This is a genomic window from Nocardia sp. NPDC059229 (genome assembly GCF_042754165.1).
Classification (GTDB): Bacteria; Actinomycetota; Actinomycetes; order Mycobacteriales; family Mycobacteriaceae; genus Nocardia.
In genome coordinates this window covers 54,822-69,330 of record NZ_JBHZAK010000007.1, presented here as the reverse complement: position 1 = coordinate 69,330, position 14,509 = coordinate 54,822, and the positions used below count along the sequence as shown (strand labels likewise).

Annotated in this window: 14 protein-coding genes; 6 read left to right on the top strand and 8 right to left on the bottom strand. The window is 69.2% G+C overall.

Annotated features, from left to right (window positions below; all coding sequences use genetic code 11):
• Positions 1-3 precede the first annotated feature (3 nt).
• The 5 genes from ACFXHE_RS17820 to ACFXHE_RS17800 all read right to left on the bottom strand — a co-directional run bounded on the left by ACFXHE_RS17820 (position 4) and on the right by ACFXHE_RS17800 (position 6,485).
• A complete protein-coding gene (locus ACFXHE_RS17820) occupies positions 4-459 on the bottom strand; it encodes an effector binding domain-containing protein (RefSeq protein WP_354841042.1) in 456 nt (151 codons plus the stop codon).
• Positions 460-792: 333 nt separating this feature from the next.
• On the bottom strand, positions 793-3,048 hold the full coding sequence (locus ACFXHE_RS17815; RefSeq protein WP_379384301.1) for a transglycosylase domain-containing protein: 2,256 nt from the start codon (positions 3,046-3,048) through the stop codon (positions 793-795).
• Positions 3,049-3,184: 136 nt separating this feature from the next.
• Positions 3,185-4,084 (bottom strand): carbohydrate ABC transporter permease, encoded by a 900-nt coding sequence (locus ACFXHE_RS17810; RefSeq protein WP_379384299.1) that lies wholly within the window; start codon positions 4,082-4,084, stop codon positions 3,185-3,187.
• The gene (locus tag ACFXHE_RS17805) at positions 4,084-5,058 is read right to left on the bottom strand and encodes a carbohydrate ABC transporter permease (RefSeq protein ID WP_379384297.1); all 975 of its coding nucleotides are present in this window, start codon (positions 5,056-5,058) and stop codon (positions 4,084-4,086) included. The genes ACFXHE_RS17810 and ACFXHE_RS17805 overlap by 1 nt, the downstream gene beginning before the upstream one ends.
• Before the next feature lie 122 nt (positions 5,059-5,180).
• Positions 5,181-6,485, bottom strand: coding sequence for an ABC transporter substrate-binding protein (locus ACFXHE_RS17800; protein ID WP_379384295.1), 1,305 nt, complete (start codon positions 6,483-6,485; stop codon positions 5,181-5,183).
• Between the two features lie 173 nt (positions 6,486-6,658).
• On the opposite strand from ACFXHE_RS17800, the gene ACFXHE_RS17795 reads away from it, so the two are divergent.
• Together ACFXHE_RS17795 and ACFXHE_RS17790 are read left to right on the top strand one after the other, a co-directional pair.
• Positions 6,659-7,501, top strand: a complete 843-nt coding sequence (locus ACFXHE_RS17795) for a DUF2786 domain-containing protein (protein WP_379384293.1) — start codon at positions 6,659-6,661, stop codon at positions 7,499-7,501.
• An 11-nt stretch (positions 7,502-7,512) separates the two neighbouring features.
• Complete coding sequence (locus ACFXHE_RS17790) at positions 7,513-8,025, top strand: TIGR04338 family metallohydrolase (protein WP_379384291.1); 513 nt, start codon at positions 7,513-7,515, stop codon at positions 8,023-8,025.
• Here ACFXHE_RS17790 and ACFXHE_RS17785 read toward each other — a convergent pair whose 3' ends face one another.
• Positions 8,026-9,009, bottom strand: a complete 984-nt coding sequence (locus ACFXHE_RS17785) for an o-succinylbenzoate synthase (RefSeq protein ID WP_379384289.1) — start codon at positions 9,007-9,009, stop codon at positions 8,026-8,028.
• Positions 9,010-9,130: 121 nt separating this feature from the next.
• On the opposite strand from ACFXHE_RS17785, the gene ACFXHE_RS17780 reads away from it, so the two are divergent.
• Together ACFXHE_RS17780 and ACFXHE_RS17775 are read left to right on the top strand one after the other, a co-directional pair.
• On the top strand, positions 9,131-10,243 hold the full coding sequence (locus ACFXHE_RS17780) for a hypothetical protein (RefSeq protein ID WP_379384287.1): 1,113 nt from the start codon (positions 9,131-9,133) through the stop codon (positions 10,241-10,243).
• A 39-nt stretch (positions 10,244-10,282) separates the two neighbouring features.
• Positions 10,283-10,618: a hypothetical protein gene (locus ACFXHE_RS17775; protein WP_379384286.1), complete on the top strand. Its 336-nt coding sequence runs from the start codon at positions 10,283-10,285 to the stop codon at positions 10,616-10,618.
• Between the two features lie 15 nt (positions 10,619-10,633).
• Here ACFXHE_RS17775 and ACFXHE_RS17770 read toward each other — a convergent pair whose 3' ends face one another.
• A complete protein-coding gene (locus ACFXHE_RS17770) occupies positions 10,634-11,803 on the bottom strand; it encodes a thiolase family protein (protein WP_379384284.1) in 1,170 nt (389 codons plus the stop codon).
• A gap of 123 nt (positions 11,804-11,926) precedes the next feature.
• On the opposite strand from ACFXHE_RS17770, the gene ACFXHE_RS17765 reads away from it, so the two are divergent.
• Complete coding sequence (locus ACFXHE_RS17765) at positions 11,927-12,439, top strand: winged helix-turn-helix transcriptional regulator (RefSeq protein ID WP_379384282.1); 513 nt, start codon at positions 11,927-11,929, stop codon at positions 12,437-12,439.
• 49 nt (positions 12,440-12,488) lie between these two features.
• Here the strand turns inward: ACFXHE_RS17765 and ACFXHE_RS17760 are convergent, their stop codons facing one another.
• A complete protein-coding gene (locus ACFXHE_RS17760; protein ID WP_379384280.1) occupies positions 12,489-13,559 on the bottom strand; it encodes an ABC transporter ATP-binding protein in 1,071 nt (356 codons plus the stop codon).
• A 118-nt stretch (positions 13,560-13,677) separates the two neighbouring features.
• On the opposite strand from ACFXHE_RS17760, the gene ACFXHE_RS17755 reads away from it, so the two are divergent.
• Positions 13,678-14,454 carry an LLM class F420-dependent oxidoreductase gene (locus ACFXHE_RS17755; RefSeq protein WP_379384278.1) on the top strand — a complete coding sequence of 259 codons (777 nt, stop codon included), beginning with the start codon at positions 13,678-13,680 and terminating at the stop codon, positions 14,452-14,454.
• Positions 14,455-14,509 lie beyond the last annotated feature (55 nt).

The following is a 14,509-nucleotide window of genomic DNA, read 5'->3' as shown; positions in this document are numbered from 1 at the left end:
CCCCTACCCCTCCGCGCTCAGATCCAGCGCGACGAAAACCTCCACCGTCCGGTTGTCCGGATAGTGCTCGAAATCCCCGGTATAGGCGCGCACCAGGGTGCCGGCCGCCTCGAGGTCCCAGACCGTGCGCCAGATCGACACGATGGTGTCGCCGAGATTGTCGCCAGTGCGATTGAAGCGGGCGAATTTTCCGGCCGGGATACGGGCGAGTACATCGCCGGGCAATAGGTCGTCCGCCTTGTTGCATTCGTAGCCCACGATATGTGTCAGATACGAACCGATCTCGGGTGCGTGATCCACATAGGCGGTCGCCGGCGGGCCGGGCAGATCGCGTGCCAGATTACGTTTCCAAGCCTCCTCGACCTTCGCGCGGCGCGGCCCTTCGACCGCGAGTGCCGGACTGCGTAGCACCGTTCCGGCTACCAGCGTTTCGTGGCGTTCAACGACATTGAATTCCACCGGCGTCGCCCCTATGTCTCGTGCTGTCTCCGACCCCACCCTGCTCCCAACCCGCATCCTGCCACCAGCATTCGGAGTCGCTGAATCCGGTGGCGGCTTCCACAATATCCGCGGCCGCGCAGAGATGGGCAAGGAGGCGCGAAACATGATCATGCTCCCCCGCCTCTCCGAGACTTCAGCGCATCGCAGAGAGCCGCTGGCGTTGAGGACGCGTGCCGACGGTTGGAGCCGAATCCATTTTGGTCGTACCCGGTGAGTTACCCCGACCGTTGCGAAATCAGTTGGCGCCTTGGCATACGACTACGAACCACCTGGCTGGAAGCCGAACTTGGCCTAGCCCGGGACGGGGACGCTGAGGCCGGGGAAGATTTCTACTTGTTTGGGGGTGGGGGCTGGGGGGATGACGAGGACTGGTTGCTGTTGGGGGGACGGGGTGGGTGGGTTGAGAATGTCGTAATTGCCGTTGCCGGGGGGCGTTCCGGAGGGTGGGTCGGGGGGCTGGTTGGGGATCAGGTTGTTGGGGGTGGAATTGGGGAATTGGTCGATGGGGGTGCCGTCGAGGGCGGCGTCCATGGTTTGTTTCCACAGGTCGGCCGGGAGGCCGGCGCCGTAGATGGGGGCGCCGCGGGCGGTGCGGATGGGCTGGGACTGTTCGGTTCCCATCCAGACGGCGGTGGAGAGGGTGGGGGTGTAGCCGACCATCCAGGCGTCCTTGTTCTGGCCGGTGTCGCCGAGCTGGGTGGTGCCGGTCTTGGCGGCCGAGGGGCGGCCGCCGGCCAGGGTGTGGCCGTTGGAGTAGGCGGCAATGGGGAGCATGGCCTGGGTCACGGTGTCGGCGATCGAGGACTGGATGCGCTGTTCGGGTTTGTTCGGGTCGGCGCCCCGGTCGAGGAGGACACGGCCGTCGCCGGTCACCACCTTCTGGACGAAATAGGGGGCGCGGTAGGTGCCGGAGGCGGCGAGGGTGGCGTAGGCCGAGGCCATGTCGATGGGGCGCACCGAGTAGGCGCCCAGCACGATGGCGGGTAGCGGCGGGCCGCCGCCGTCCTCGGTGAGTGTCTTGCCGGGCACGCCCGGGATCTGTTCGGGGATGCCGGCCTGATGTGCCGCGTTCGCAATGGCTTTCGGGCCCTCGAACAGGGATTGGGCCAGCCGGTAGAAGCTGGTGTTGAGGGAGCGCTCGAACGCTTCGCCGAGGGAGCAGATGCCGCAGGACTCGCCGTCCACATTCTGGATATTCTCCCCATTGACGGTCAGGGTCGCGCTGTCGAGCCGGTACGACAGGGAAATGCCCTGCTCGAGTGCGGCCAGCACGGCGAAAGTCTTGAAGGCCGAACCGGTTTGCAGCGGGGCCTGCGCGAAATCGAAGCCGGTGCCGTCGGGTCCGCCGTAGTAGGCGCGCACCGCCCCCGAACGCGGGTCGATCGACACCACGGCGGTGCGCAGTTCGCCCGGCTGCCCGCCCAGTACCTTGCCGACCGCGTTCAGCGTGGCCTGCTGTGCTTTCGCGTCGATGGTCGTGATGATCTGCAGCGCACCGGTATTCAGCTCGCGTTCGCTGATGCCGGAGGCGCGCAGTTCGCGCAGGACCTGCGCGCGGATCAGCCCCTCGGGGCCGCGCGGGGTGCTGTCGTCCACCTGGGCGACCGGGACGACGGCCGGAAACTGGGTGGCGGCGCGGTCATCGCGGTTCAGTACCCCCATCTCGACCATGCCGTCGAGGACGTATCCCCAGCGGGCGCGCAGCTGATCGAGGTGGGTCTCCGGATCCAGCAGCGAGGGGGTGCGGATCACCGAGGCCAGCACCGCGCCCTCGGCCAGGGTCAGTTCGGGTGCGGGTTTGCCGAAGTACGCCTTGGCCGCGGCCGAGATGCCGTAGGCGCCGCGACCGTAGTAGATGGTGTTGAGGTAGGCAGCGAGGATGTCGTCCTTGCTCCATTCGCGGGCCATCTTCGCGGAGATGATGAGTTCGCGCATCTTGCGGCTCAACGTGCGTTCCGACGTCAGGAAGGCGTTCTTCACATACTGCTGGGTAATGGTGGAGCCGCCGCCCGCGTCGTCGCGGCCGAGCAGGTTGTCGCGGGCCGCGCGCAGGAAGGCGGCGGTGGAGAAGCCCGGATTGCGGTAGAAGTTGCGGTCCTCGGCCGACAGCACGGCCCGGCGCACCGGCAGAGGCACGTCGGACAGCGGCACCGGCACCCGATTTCCTTGCGGCGGAACGACCTTCGCGATCACCGTGGTGCCGTCGGAGCCGAGGATGGTAGCGATCTGGTTGGTCTGCACCGTATCCGGGTCCGGGATCTCGGCGCTCCAGTAGGCGATGCCCAGCAGGGTGGTCGGCATGATCACCAGGACCAGGAACACCGCCAGCAGCAGCCGCCGGATGCGCTGCCCGCGGGTGCGGGGCGGTTTCGGCGCGGGTTCGGGCTGGTCGGGATCCCGGGGCGGTTTCGGGCGGCGCCGGGGCCGGCTGTGCGGGTGGGGACGCTGCCGATGCGCTGCAGCGGTGGCCAGCTCGTTCCACCCGGCGGTGCTGGTCGATGATGCGGATCTTCCACGCCGCCTGCCGCGGGACGAGCTCACGAGCATCTCCTTCCGGAGCGTCGACAAAGCTTTCGAGACGGCCGCGACCACCCCGCGCGGCGGGACCAATGCTAATCGACGCGCCCGGACGGAGCGGGTAAGTGATTCGGGGACAACGGCCCCGAACCACCTACCCGGACACTCAGCTCTTGACGCCGCCGGCGGTGAGTCCGGAGATGATGCGGCGCTGGAACAGCAGCACCATGATGACCAGCGGGATGGTGACGATGGTGCCCGCGGCCATGATCGCGGTGTACGGCGGCACCAGCGGATCGTTGCCGGAGAAGCGGGCGATCGCCTTGGTCACGGGTTCGGTCTTGTCGCTGGAGAGCAGGGAGGCCAGCAGGTACTCGTTGACCGCGGCGATGAACGCCAGGATCGCGGTGGTGAACACCGCCGGCGCGGCCAGCGGCAGCATGATCAGCCGGAACGCCTGGAAGCGGGACGCGCCGTCGATGCGGGCGGCCTCCTCCAATTCCCATGGCAGTTCGGCGAAGAACGAGGCCAGGATGTACACCGTCATGGGCAGCACGAACGAGATGTTCGGGATGATCATGGCCTGGTACTGACCGATCCAGCCGATATTGGTGAACAGCTGGAACAGCGGCGTCACCAGCACGACGGCCGGGAACATGGAGGCCGAGAGGACCAGCCCGGACACCAGGTACTTGCCCTTGAAGGTCAGCCGCGCCAGCGCGTAGGCCGCCATCACGCCGAGGATCAGCGCGGCCGCCGTGGTGGCGCTGCCGATGATCACACTGTTGACCAGGGCCCGGCCGAAGTTGTTGCCGCGGCTGGTGTCGAAGGCGTTGCGGAAGTTATCGAGGGTGACGTGGGTGGGCCACGGGGTGTTGTCGAAGGTGTAGGCCGGATCGCGCAGGGCGGTGACGACCATCCAGTAGAAGGGGCCGAGCCCCCACACCAGCACGATCAGCGCGCCCACGTACACGCGCCCGGAGGACAGGCGTTTGGTCCACGAAACCGACTGCCGGATCGGCTTTTTCGGCTCGGCCACGACATCCTTCGTGAGTTCGATGCTCATCAGTGCGCCTCCCGCTGCTCTTCCTGGGTGCGAACGGCGTTCGCCCCCAGCACCTTCACCAGGAAGAACGCGACGGTGAAGATGAGCAGGAAGGTGATGACCGACAGCGCGGAGGCGCTGTTGGGCAGCGATTTCGATTCCGTCACCAGCATCGAGACGGTGCGGGTGGCGGCCAGGTTCCGCGTCATGATGGCGGGCAGGTCGTACAGGCGCAGCGCGTCCATGGTGCGGAACAGGACCGCCACCAGCAGAGCGGGTTTCAGCAGCGGCAGCGTGATGTTGACGAAGCGCTGCCACGCGGACGCGCCGTCGACCCGGGCGGCCTCGTAGACGTCCTCCGGGATCACCTGCAGGCCGGCCAGAATCAGCAGCGCCATGAACGGGGTGGTCTTCCACACGTCGGCGATGATGACCGCGAAGCGGGCGGGCCAGGCATCGGCGGTCCACAGGATGTGGGTGCCGAGCACCCGGTTGACCACGCCGTTGTACTGGAACATGAACTCCCACAACCGCGCTGTGACCGCGGTCGGGATGGCCCAGGGGATCAGCACGGCCGCGCGCAGCAGCGCGCGGCCCTTGAAGGTCTTGCCCATGATGACCGCCATGCCCAGGCCGATGGTGGTCTCGAGCGCCACCGTGACCACGGTGAACAGCAGCGTGACCCCGACGGCGGCCCAGAACTGGGAGCCGGTGTTGCCGGGCGGGCAGGACACGGTCTCGCCGAGCGAGTTGGTGCACTGCTGCAGCAGCCAGTGGCTGTAGTTGCCGAATCCGGCGCTGCCGCCTTCGACGAACATGCCGGTGGACTTGTCCAGGCCCGCGTCCTTCTGGAAGGACATCCACACCGCCCGGCCCACCGGATACCCGATGACGACCGTCAGTGCGAGCAGCACCGGCGTGACGAACATCCATGCCCGAGCCGAAACCCCGAGGGCGGCCCCGCGGCGTTTCGGACGTGGCTGTTCGTTTCGCATTGTTTGTTCCGTCAGGTCGGGTGGCGGCGCGACATCGGTCGCTCCCGAAGGACGTGACACCTTTTTCTCTCCTACGGGGCTACGCGATGGATCGTGGTGCGCGCATCGGGTGTGAGCGCGGCTCAGGATCCGGCGGTTTCGATGCCCTTCTGCATGGCATCGATCGCGGCGTCGACAGATTCCGTTCCGGTGATCGCAGCATAGGCGTTGTCCTGGATGGCCTTCGACACCGCCGGGTAGAAGGGCGTCACCGGCCGCGGCACCGCGGAGGCGATGGAGTCCTTCAGCGCGGACAGGTACGGCATCTTGGCGATCAGGGCCGGATCGTCGTACACGGAGGCCCGCACCGGCGGCAGCGCGCCGGCGGCCACGATGTGCTGGGCGTCCTCGCTGATCAGGAAGCGCAGGAAGTCCAGCGCGGTGGCCTTGTTCTTTGAGAAGGCACTGATGGCGGCGTTGTAGCCACCGAGGGTGGACGCGCCGATGCCGTCCTTGCCGGGCAGCGGGGCGACCGCGAACTTGTCCTTGACCGCGGAGGCGTCGGAGCCCGCCTCACCGAAGGAGGACGGCCAGCCGCGCATGAACATGACCTTGCCGGTGGTGAAGGCGTTCTGCGACTCCGGCTCCTTGAAGGTGATGACTTCCTTCGGCATGTCGCCGTTCTTGTAGGCGTCGACCAGGGTCTGCAGACCCTGCTTGGCCTGCGGGCTGTTCACGGTCGGGGTCTTGCCGTCGGAGCCGACGAAGCTGCCGCCGAAGGCGTTGATGACCTCGGCGGTGTTCACGGTCAGACCCTCGTACTGCGCGAACTGTCCTGCGTAGCAGCCGATTCCGGCGTCCTTGGCCTTCGGGCAGTCGGCCAGCAGCTCGGTCCAGGTCTTGGGCGGCTCGGGCACCAGGTCCTTGCGGTAGAACAGCAGGCCGCCGTTGGTATTGCGCGGGGCCGCGTACAGGGTGCCGTTGTAGGTGGCCGACGCGACCGGCGGCGACAGCAGCGTGGAGGTGTCGATGGCGAAGGAGTCCTTCAGCGGCTGGATCCAGCCCTTGGCGGCGAACTCCGCGGTCCACGGCACGTCGAGTGCCACCACGTCGTAGTCGGATTCCTTGGCGCGCAGGTGCTGCACCAGGTCGTCGTACTGCTGGGAGGCGTCGTTGGACTGCTCCTTGAAGGTCACCTTCTCGTCCGGGTGCGCGGCGTTCCAGCGCTCGATGAGCTGCTTGACGGCGCCGGTCTCGGTGGTGTCCTTGCCCTCGACATAGGTGATCGGCCCACGGCCGGTGAGGTTTTCGGCGGTGGAGTTGCTGCCGCTGTTGCTGCTGGAGCAGCCGCTGGCGAATGTCGCCGTCAGCAATGCCGCCGAGGTCACGGCCAGCACGGCACGCGGAACCAGCGTCGATCGTAGGGACGACACCTTCTTCAAAGCCATCGCGGATACTCCAGGGTCGAGACGTGAGCGGCAGCACACTCAGCCGGTTGCACAAGGGAAGATACATGGTGGGGGTTCGCCGTGCGGGGACTACCTGGTCCCTGCGCCGGTGACCACGGTGATCCCCGCGGGCGTGACCACGGTGATCATCGATGCGTCTAGGCTGGGTCGCGATGTCTTCTCAGGACAAGATGCTCACCCGGATCGGCGGACTGCTGCGGCAGGCCGAATCGACCGACAACGAGCACGAGGCCGAGGCCTTCCTGGCCGCCGCGCAGCGGCTCGCGACCAGTTCGTCGGTGGATCTGGCGGTGGCGCGGGCACATATCGCGAATCGGGAGCGGCGGCCCACGCCGGCGCAGCGGGTGATTCCGATCGGCGAGGCCGGAAAGCGCGGGCTGCGAACCTATGTGCAGCTGTTCGTGGCCATCGCGGCGGCCAATGACGTGCGCTGCGATGTGGCCCGATCGTCGACGACGGTGTACGCGTACGGATTCGACGCCGATATCGACACCTGCGAGGCGCTCTACACCAGCCTGCTGATCCAGATGGTGCGTGCCTCCGACCAGTACATCAAGTCGGGCTCCTACCGTTCGGCCACCACCGAGAAGGTCGTGATCGAGCGCCGCTACGGCCGCACCTTCCACCGGCCGGTGGAGGTTCCGGTGGCCGCGGTGACGGCGCGCCTGAACTTCCAGATGGCCTTCGCCGCACGCATCGGCCGCCGCCTCGCGGAGGTCAAGGCGGATGTGGAGACCGAGGCGGTGCGGGCCGACGCCGCCGAATCCGTGCCCACCGGAACGGCGCTCGCCCTGCGCGACAAGGAGCTCGCGCTCACCGACTTCTACACCCGGACCTCCGAGGCGCGCGGTACCTGGCGCGGCCCGCAGGCCTCGGCCGGGTACTCGGCGGCCGCGCGGCGGGCCGGTGACCGGGCGGGTAAGGCCGCGCGGCTGGGTGATTCGCCGGAGCTGGGCGGCGTGCGGGGGCAGCTGCCCCGCGGCGCGGGCGAATAGCGAACGCGCGCATGGCCGTCCGCGATGTGCAGCGGTCCCGGGTGTACGACGCCGAGGGGCTGGTGCGCGGAATGTTCGATCGCGCCGACGAATTCGGCGCACGGACCGTCGAAGTGCACGGGTCCCATCTCACGCTGCCGATCGAGCGGCGGTTCGCGTCGGTGGAATCGGTACAGGCGTACGTGGATCGGGTACTCGCGCTGAACTGGGTGCGCGCCCGGTGGGACGGGGCGGCGCGGCCGGTCACGGTGCGAGCGCGCGCCGGGGCCCAGGCGGCGCACTACGAGACGGCCGGGTCGGTGCTCGCGGTGCCGCTGCACGCCCATGGAACCGCCTGGGCCCTGCGCGAATTGGTGATCCTGCACGAACTCGCCCACCACCTCGAGCCGGAGCGCACCGGGGTCGCGCCGCACGGGCCCGAATTCTGCGGTCGCTACCTGGAGCTGACGGACGGCGTCATCGGGCCGGAGGCCGCGCTGCTGCTGCGCACCACCATGTATTCGTGCGGCGTGCGAATTGCCTGATCAGGGCAGAAGTTTCCGGACCCGGGCCAGGCGCTGCCGCCACCAGTCGGTCCGTTCCGGGTCGGGGTGCCGGTAGCGCTCGAGCAGGTCCGGATCGGGTGCCGGCGCGGTGCGCGGGACTGGCAGGTAGCCGTCCACCGGGCGCAGCGGCTCGGTCACCACATCGCCGGTGAGCAGCGACAGGGTGTCGAGGCCGCAGGCGAAGTCGAGGTGGGGGAGGGCGCCGGCGAGGGCGACCTGGGCGGCCAGGCCCACACTGGTTTCCAGGGCCGAGGACACCAGGCAGGGGAGTCCGGCGGCCGCGGCGACCGCCAGCGCGCGCCGGACCCCGCCCAGCGGAGTGCATTTCAGCACCGCGACGTCGGCCGCACCCGCCACCGCCACCCGCAGCGGGTCCTCGGCGCGGCGGATGGATTCGTCGGCGGCGATGCGCACGTTCACCCGCTTGCGGACGGCCGCCAGCTCCTCGACGGTCCGGCAGGGCTGCTCGACGTACTCCAAACCGCCTGCGGCGCGGTCGATCAGCCGGATCCGGTCGACCGCGGTGTCCACATCCCAGACCGCATTGGCGTCGACGCGCACCGCGCCGTCCGGCCCGAGTGCGTCGCGGACCGCCGCCACCCGTTCCAGATCCTCGGCCAGGGAATCCGGATGGTCGGCGACCTTCACTTTGGCGGTGCGGCAGCCCGATCCGATCACGATCTCCCGCGCCCGTTCCGGGCCGACCGCGGGCACGATGCAGTTCACCGGAATCCGATCGCGGACCGGTTCCGGCCATCCGACCGCTGCCTGCTCGACCGCGGTGGCCAGCCAGGCCGCCGCCTCGCGGTCGTCGTACTCGGGGAAGGCGCAGAACTCACCCCAGCCGGCGGGACCGGGAATCAGCATGCCCTCGCGAACGGTGATCCCGCGGAACCGGGTTCGCAGGGGAATCGCGTAGACCACCGCCGACTCGAAATCCACCGCATCGCCGCTGTCGCTCATCCACCGCACCCTACTCACCGCCTCGGTTTGGTAAGAGGTGGCGGCGCGGCCCGGGCCCGGCGACAATGCCGAATGAAGCCGATCCCGGCTCCATACCTGCGCCTTGGGGGAGACCGCAAACATGAACCAGCCCAACGAGCCCCGCCGTCCGGGCCGCGACGATCAACCCTCGTCCGATCCCGGCTTCTCCCCGGCTCCGCCGCGTGCGCCGGGTCAACCGCACGCGCCCGCCCCGCCGGGGGGACCACGGAATCCAGCGGGTCCGGGATCGCCGCAGCGACCCGGACGTCCGCAGCCACCCGCGCCGGGCTCGCGGCCCGGGGAACCGATCGACGCTGCGGGACCGACCCTGCCCGGCGGGAGCCGCCAGGGGCCGCCGCCACCGCCCGCGCCACCGCAGCCGCCCGCCGGTGCGGTGCGGCCCGGCGCGGTGGACCCGGCCGGACCGACCGTGCCGAAGGGCGGGCGGCAGAGCCCGCCGCCGGTGCCGCCCCAGGCTCCCGGGAATGCCGGTGCTCCACCGCGGCCGGGCGGACCGGTCGGTTCGCCGCAGGATCCGCGCCCGCACCCGGTGCCGGGCGGCGCACCACGATCGCCCGCCGGTCCCGGCTATCCGGGCCAGGCGCCCGTGAGCTCCCCTGGGCCGCCGCAGCATTCCGCTCGCCCGCCCAGCGGGAACTACTCGCCGCCCGGCGGAGTGGTCCCGCCGCCCATGGGTACCGAGGTGCTGCCGGAGCCGTGGGCTTCGGGTCCGCAGTACGTGGTCGGCGGCGGTTCCGCGCAGGCGCCCGGCGAGGCCGATCGGACCATGCCCGCCACGCTGCCCCCGGCGGAGGCGGCCGCGGCGGCACTGCCGAGTGCCGCGCCGGATCGTAAGCCGCTGCGCCGCAAGGATATTCTGATCTCGGCGGTGCTGTATCTGGGCGGGGTCGCCATGGCCTTCGGCTGGGCCTACGACCTGTTCGCGAAGCTGTTCGATCTGATCCACAATCGCTGCACCGCGAAGAAGGACTTCTCGGTGCAGTGCGTGGTGATCCGCCCACCCGCATCGGCGCTGTGGGGCCTGCTGATCGGTGGTGGGGGCATGTTCCTGGCCCTGGTCGGCGCGCTGGTGCTGGCCTCGGTGGCGGCCATGACGGGCCGCCGGGGCTGGATCTGGACCGCGATCGCGCTGCCCGTGATTCTCGTCGCGGGCGGTGCGGGGCACATCCTGGTGGCCACCGCCGTCAACTGATCTCCAGCGCTGCTGCGGAGCACCCGGCATCCTGAAAGGGTGGCCGGGTGGCGGCGGCCGCCGATCACGGCCGCGGATGGCATTGTCACCCTGCTGATCTACATCGCAGCGTGTGGTTCGGCCTGGGTGCTGACGAGTTTCGTGCCCGAGTACCGCGCGCTCGCGGGCCCGGGCGATGACACCCGTTTTCTCCCCTTGGCTTTCGCCGTGGCCTGGCTGGGTATCGGCCTGACCCTGCTGCTGGTGCCGCTGTGGACCCTGCGCGCCGTCCGGCTGCGGCAGCGCGCCTGGTCCACGGCCCTGGTGGCCTTTCCGCTGCTGGCCGAGTCGTGGGTGCTCGGCCTGCTGGCGGCGGTCGTGGCGGTCTCCTACTAGGCCGCCCGGACCGGATCAGAGGCGCTCGTAGATGGTGGCGTTGGCGAGACCGCCTGCCTCACACATGGTTTGCAGGCCGTAGCGGGCGCCGCGCTCGTGCATGGCGTGCACGAGGGTGGTGGCCAGCCGCGCGCCGGAGGCCCCCAGGGGGTGGCCCAGGGCGATGGCGCCGCCGTTCACATTGACCTTCGACAGGTCGGCCCCGGTCTCCTGCGCCCAGGCCAGGACCACCGAGGAGAAGGCCTCGTTCACCTCGAACAGGTCGATGTCGGAGAGTTCGAGTCCGGAGCGCTGCAAGACCTTCCGGGTCGCGGGGATGACCGCGGTGAGCATGAGCAGCGGGTCGTCGCCGGCGACGGAGAAGCTGTGCAGCCGGGCCAGCGGGCGCAGTCCGAGCTGGGCGGCGCGTTCACTGGTCATGATGAGGGTGGCGGCGCTGCCGTCATTGATCTGGCTGGCGTTGGCGGCGGTGATGTTCCAGCCGATCTGCGGGAAGCGGGCCGCCATCTCCTCGCTGTAGAAGGCGGGTCGCAGCCCGGCCAGCGCCTCCAGCGTGCTGCCGACGCGGATGCCCTCGTCGTGCGAGAGCCCGGCGTAGGGGGCGAGCTGGGCCTCGAACGAGCCGTTCTTGGTTGCGGCGGCGGCCTTCTCGTGGCTGGCGAGGGCGAACTCGTCGAGCTGGGTGCGGCTCAGGCCCCACTTGGCGGCGATGAGTTCGGCGCTGATGCCCTGCGGTACCAGGCCCTCCGGGTAGCGTTCGGCGAACCCGGCACCCGCGATGTCCTCGGCCCCGATCAGGTTGGCGCCCATGGGAACCCGGCTCATGGACTCCACGCCCGCGGCGACCACGATGTCGTATGCCCCCGCGATGACGCCCTGGGCGGCGAAGTGGATGGCCTGCTGGCTGCTGCCGCACTGCCGGTCCACGGTGGTGGCCGGGACCGATTCGGGATAGCCGGCGGCCAGGGCCGCGCGGCGGGTGAGGTTGGAGCCCTGCTCGCCGACCTGGGTGACCACGCCGCCGATCACATCGTCGATCAGGGCCGGATCGATCTCGGTGCGCCGCACCACCTCCCGCAGGCTGTGGGCGAGCAGATCGGCGGGGTGCACACCGTGCAGGGCGCCGGTGGCCTTGCCCTTGCCGATGGGGGTGCGGACCGCTTCGACGATGACTGCGTCTCTCATGACGTTCCTTCCAGGCGCGCCGCCCCGGATTCGAGTCCGACAACGGCGTCTGACTTGATCGCTCTAAAGTCAGAGTAGGAGCTGGCCATAGTGAAGGCAAGTCAGCGATGTATGATGTGTGTCATGTCGGCAGTACTGGAGGGAAAACTCAGCGATCTGGGCTCGTGGAAGCCCGAGGCCTGTTCGATCGCGAAGGCGATGGACATCGTCGGGACGCGCTCGGCGATCCTGATCCTGCGTGAGTCGTACTACGGCACGACGCGGTTCGACGGCTTCGCGGCGCGGATCGGCATCACCGACGCGGCGGCTTCCAGCGCGCTGCGCAAACTGGTCGATGCGGGACTGCTGGAGAAGCGGCCCTACCAGGAAGAGGGCAAGCGCACCCGCAACGAATACGTGCTCACCCCGATGGGTCTGGATCTGCTGCCGGCGGTCGTGGCGCTGTGGCAGTGGGGTGACAAGTACCTGCAGGACGGCACCGCGCCACTGGAGCGGCTCGAGGATGCCACGGGCGAACCCGTGCGCGCGGAACTGCGCAGTGCGTCGGGAAACGAAGTCCCCCTGGAGAATCTGCGCGTCCGGGTGAACGACGAATGGCGGCGGAAGCAGGCGCGGAGCTCCCGCGCCCGTAAATAAGGGGGTCCGGGGGCTGGGCCCCCGGAACCTCCTTGGAACTGACCGAAGGTCAGTTCAGGCGGCGTCCGTCCTCGGGGTGGAAGAAGTACGTGTGGTCCGAGTCCGCGACCAGCGCGAGCTTGGTGCCCTTCGCGGGCGGGTTGCGCCAATCCGCGCGCGCCACAATGGTTTCCCCGTCACCGAGGGTGCGGCCGTAGATGTAGGCGTCGGAGCCCAGCTCCTCGACCACATCCACCTCCATGGCGATCCCGGCGCCGTCGCCGACCGAGTCGAGGTGCTCGGGCCGGATGCCGACCACCACCCGCTCGCCGGTGGCCGCCGCCACCGAACGCGGCAGCGGCAGCGGGCAGCCGCCCAGCGTGACCGAGCCATTGCCGACCGGCAGCGTGAACAGGTTCATGGCGGGCGAGCCCATGAAGCCCGCGACGAACAGGTTGGCCGGGTCGCGGTACAGGTCGCGGGGGGAGGCGCACTGCTGCAGCAGCCCGTCCTTGAGCACCGCCACCCGGTCGCCCATGGTCATGGCCTCGACCTGGTCGTGGGTGACGTAGACGGTGGTGGTGCCGAGCCGGCGCTGCAGCTGGGCGATCTGGGTGCGGGTCTGCACGCGCAGCTTGGCGTCCAGGTTGGACAGCGGCTCGTCCATGAGGAAGACCTGCGGCTGGCGCACGATGGCGCGGCCCATGGCCACGCGCTGGCGCTGACCGCCGGACAGGGCCTTGGGCTTGCGGTCCAGGTAGGGCTCCAGGTCGAGCAGCTTGGCGGCCTCGAGCACGCGCTGCTGCCGCTCCTCCTTGGCGACCTTGGCCATCTTCAGCGCGAAGCCCATGTTCTCCGCGACGCTCATGTGCGGGTAGAGCGCGTAGTTCTGGAACACCATGGCGATATCGCGTTCCTTGGGCTCGGCGTGCGTGACGTCCTTGTCCCCGATCAGGATTCGGCCGTCGCTCACCTCCTCGAGCCCCGCGAGCATGCGCAGCGAGGTGGATTTGCCGCAGCCGGAAGGGCCGACGAGAACCAGGAATTCGCCGTCGGCGATCTCCAGGTTCAGGGCGTCGACGGCGGGGTTGGCCGCGCCCGGGTAGAGCCGGGTGGCCTGGTCGAAAGTCACCGTTGCCACGGTTTCACACTTCCCTTCACCGGCAGGAACGTGCCGGACGATCCGTAGTAGAGGGTCGGCCCAGAGCGTAGCGGAGGGGCAGAATGGGGCGCAGTGATCACCGACGGAGGAGCACCTCATGAGCCGACCGATTCGTATCGGAGTTCAGTTGCAGCCGCAGCACGCGCCCACCTACGGATTGATCCGGGACGCGGTGCGGCGGTGTGAGGACATCGGCGTCGACATCGTCTTCAACTGGGACCACTTCTATCCGCTGTACGGGGACCCGGAGGGCGCGCACTTCGAGTGCTGGACCATGCTGGGCGCCATCGCCGAGCAGACCGAGCGGGTGGAGCTCGGCGCGCTGGTCACCGGCGGCGGTTACCGGAATCCGGATCTGCTGGCCGATATGGCCCGCACCGTGGACCACATCAGCAACGGGCGCCTCATCCTCGGTATCGGCGCGGGCTGGTTCCAGAAGGACTACGACCAGTACGGCTACGAATTCGGCACGGCCGGAAGCCGGCTGGCGCTGCTGAAGGATTCCATGGCCCGCCTCACCGACCGGCTGGCCAAGCTGAACCCGCAGCCGGTGCGCGACATCCCCATCCTGATCGGTGGCGGCGGCGAGAAGAAGACGCTGCGGCTGGTCGCCCAGTACGGCGATATCTGGCACAGCTTCTCCGACATCGACGAGCTGCAGCGCAAGATCGGCATCCTGGGCGAGCACTGCGCCGAGGTCGGCACCGACCCCACCGCCATCGAGAAGTCCGTCGCCTGGCCGGGCCTGGATCAGGTGGAGGGCTACGCGGACGCGGGCGTGACACTGTTCACCGTGAGCTCGGGCGGGCCGGACTACGACATGAGCCGGATCCAGGAGGCCGTGGCCTGGCGGGACGGCTTCAATCAGCGGTAGGGACGCGCCTGAACTGTGATTTCCGCCGAATCAGGCCGAGGCTAACTCTGGCCTG

Bases quoted from the DNA above. Each gene is read 5' to 3' on its own strand.
- ACFXHE_RS17815 (WP_379384301.1), bottom strand. From the start codon at position 3,048: ATGCTCGTGAGCTCGTCCCGCGGCAGGCGGCGTGGAAGATCCGCATCA.
- ACFXHE_RS17810 (WP_379384299.1), bottom strand. From the start codon at position 4,084: ATGAGCATCGAACTCACGAAGGATGTCGTGGCCGAGCCGAAAAAGCCG.
- ACFXHE_RS17805 (WP_379384297.1), bottom strand. From the start codon at position 5,058: ATGCGAAACGAACAGCCACGTCCGAAACGCCGCGGGGCCGCCCTCGGG.
- ACFXHE_RS17800 (WP_379384295.1), bottom strand. From the start codon at position 6,485: ATGGCTTTGAAGAAGGTGTCGTCCCTACGATCGACGCTGGTTCCGCGT.
- ACFXHE_RS17795 (WP_379384293.1), top strand. From the start codon at position 6,659: ATGTCTTCTCAGGACAAGATGCTCACCCGGATCGGCGGACTGCTGCGG.
- ACFXHE_RS17790 (WP_379384291.1), top strand. From the start codon at position 7,513: ATGGCCGTCCGCGATGTGCAGCGGTCCCGGGTGTACGACGCCGAGGGG.
- ACFXHE_RS17785 (WP_379384289.1), bottom strand. From the start codon at position 9,009: ATGAGCGACAGCGGCGATGCGGTGGATTTCGAGTCGGCGGTGGTCTAC.
- ACFXHE_RS17780 (WP_379384287.1), top strand. From the start codon at position 9,131: ATGAACCAGCCCAACGAGCCCCGCCGTCCGGGCCGCGACGATCAACCC.
- ACFXHE_RS17770 (WP_379384284.1), bottom strand. From the start codon at position 11,803: ATGAGAGACGCAGTCATCGTCGAAGCGGTCCGCACCCCCATCGGCAAG.
- ACFXHE_RS17765 (WP_379384282.1), top strand. From the start codon at position 11,927: ATGTCGGCAGTACTGGAGGGAAAACTCAGCGATCTGGGCTCGTGGAAG.
- ACFXHE_RS17755 (WP_379384278.1), top strand. From the start codon at position 13,678: ATGAGCCGACCGATTCGTATCGGAGTTCAGTTGCAGCCGCAGCACGCG.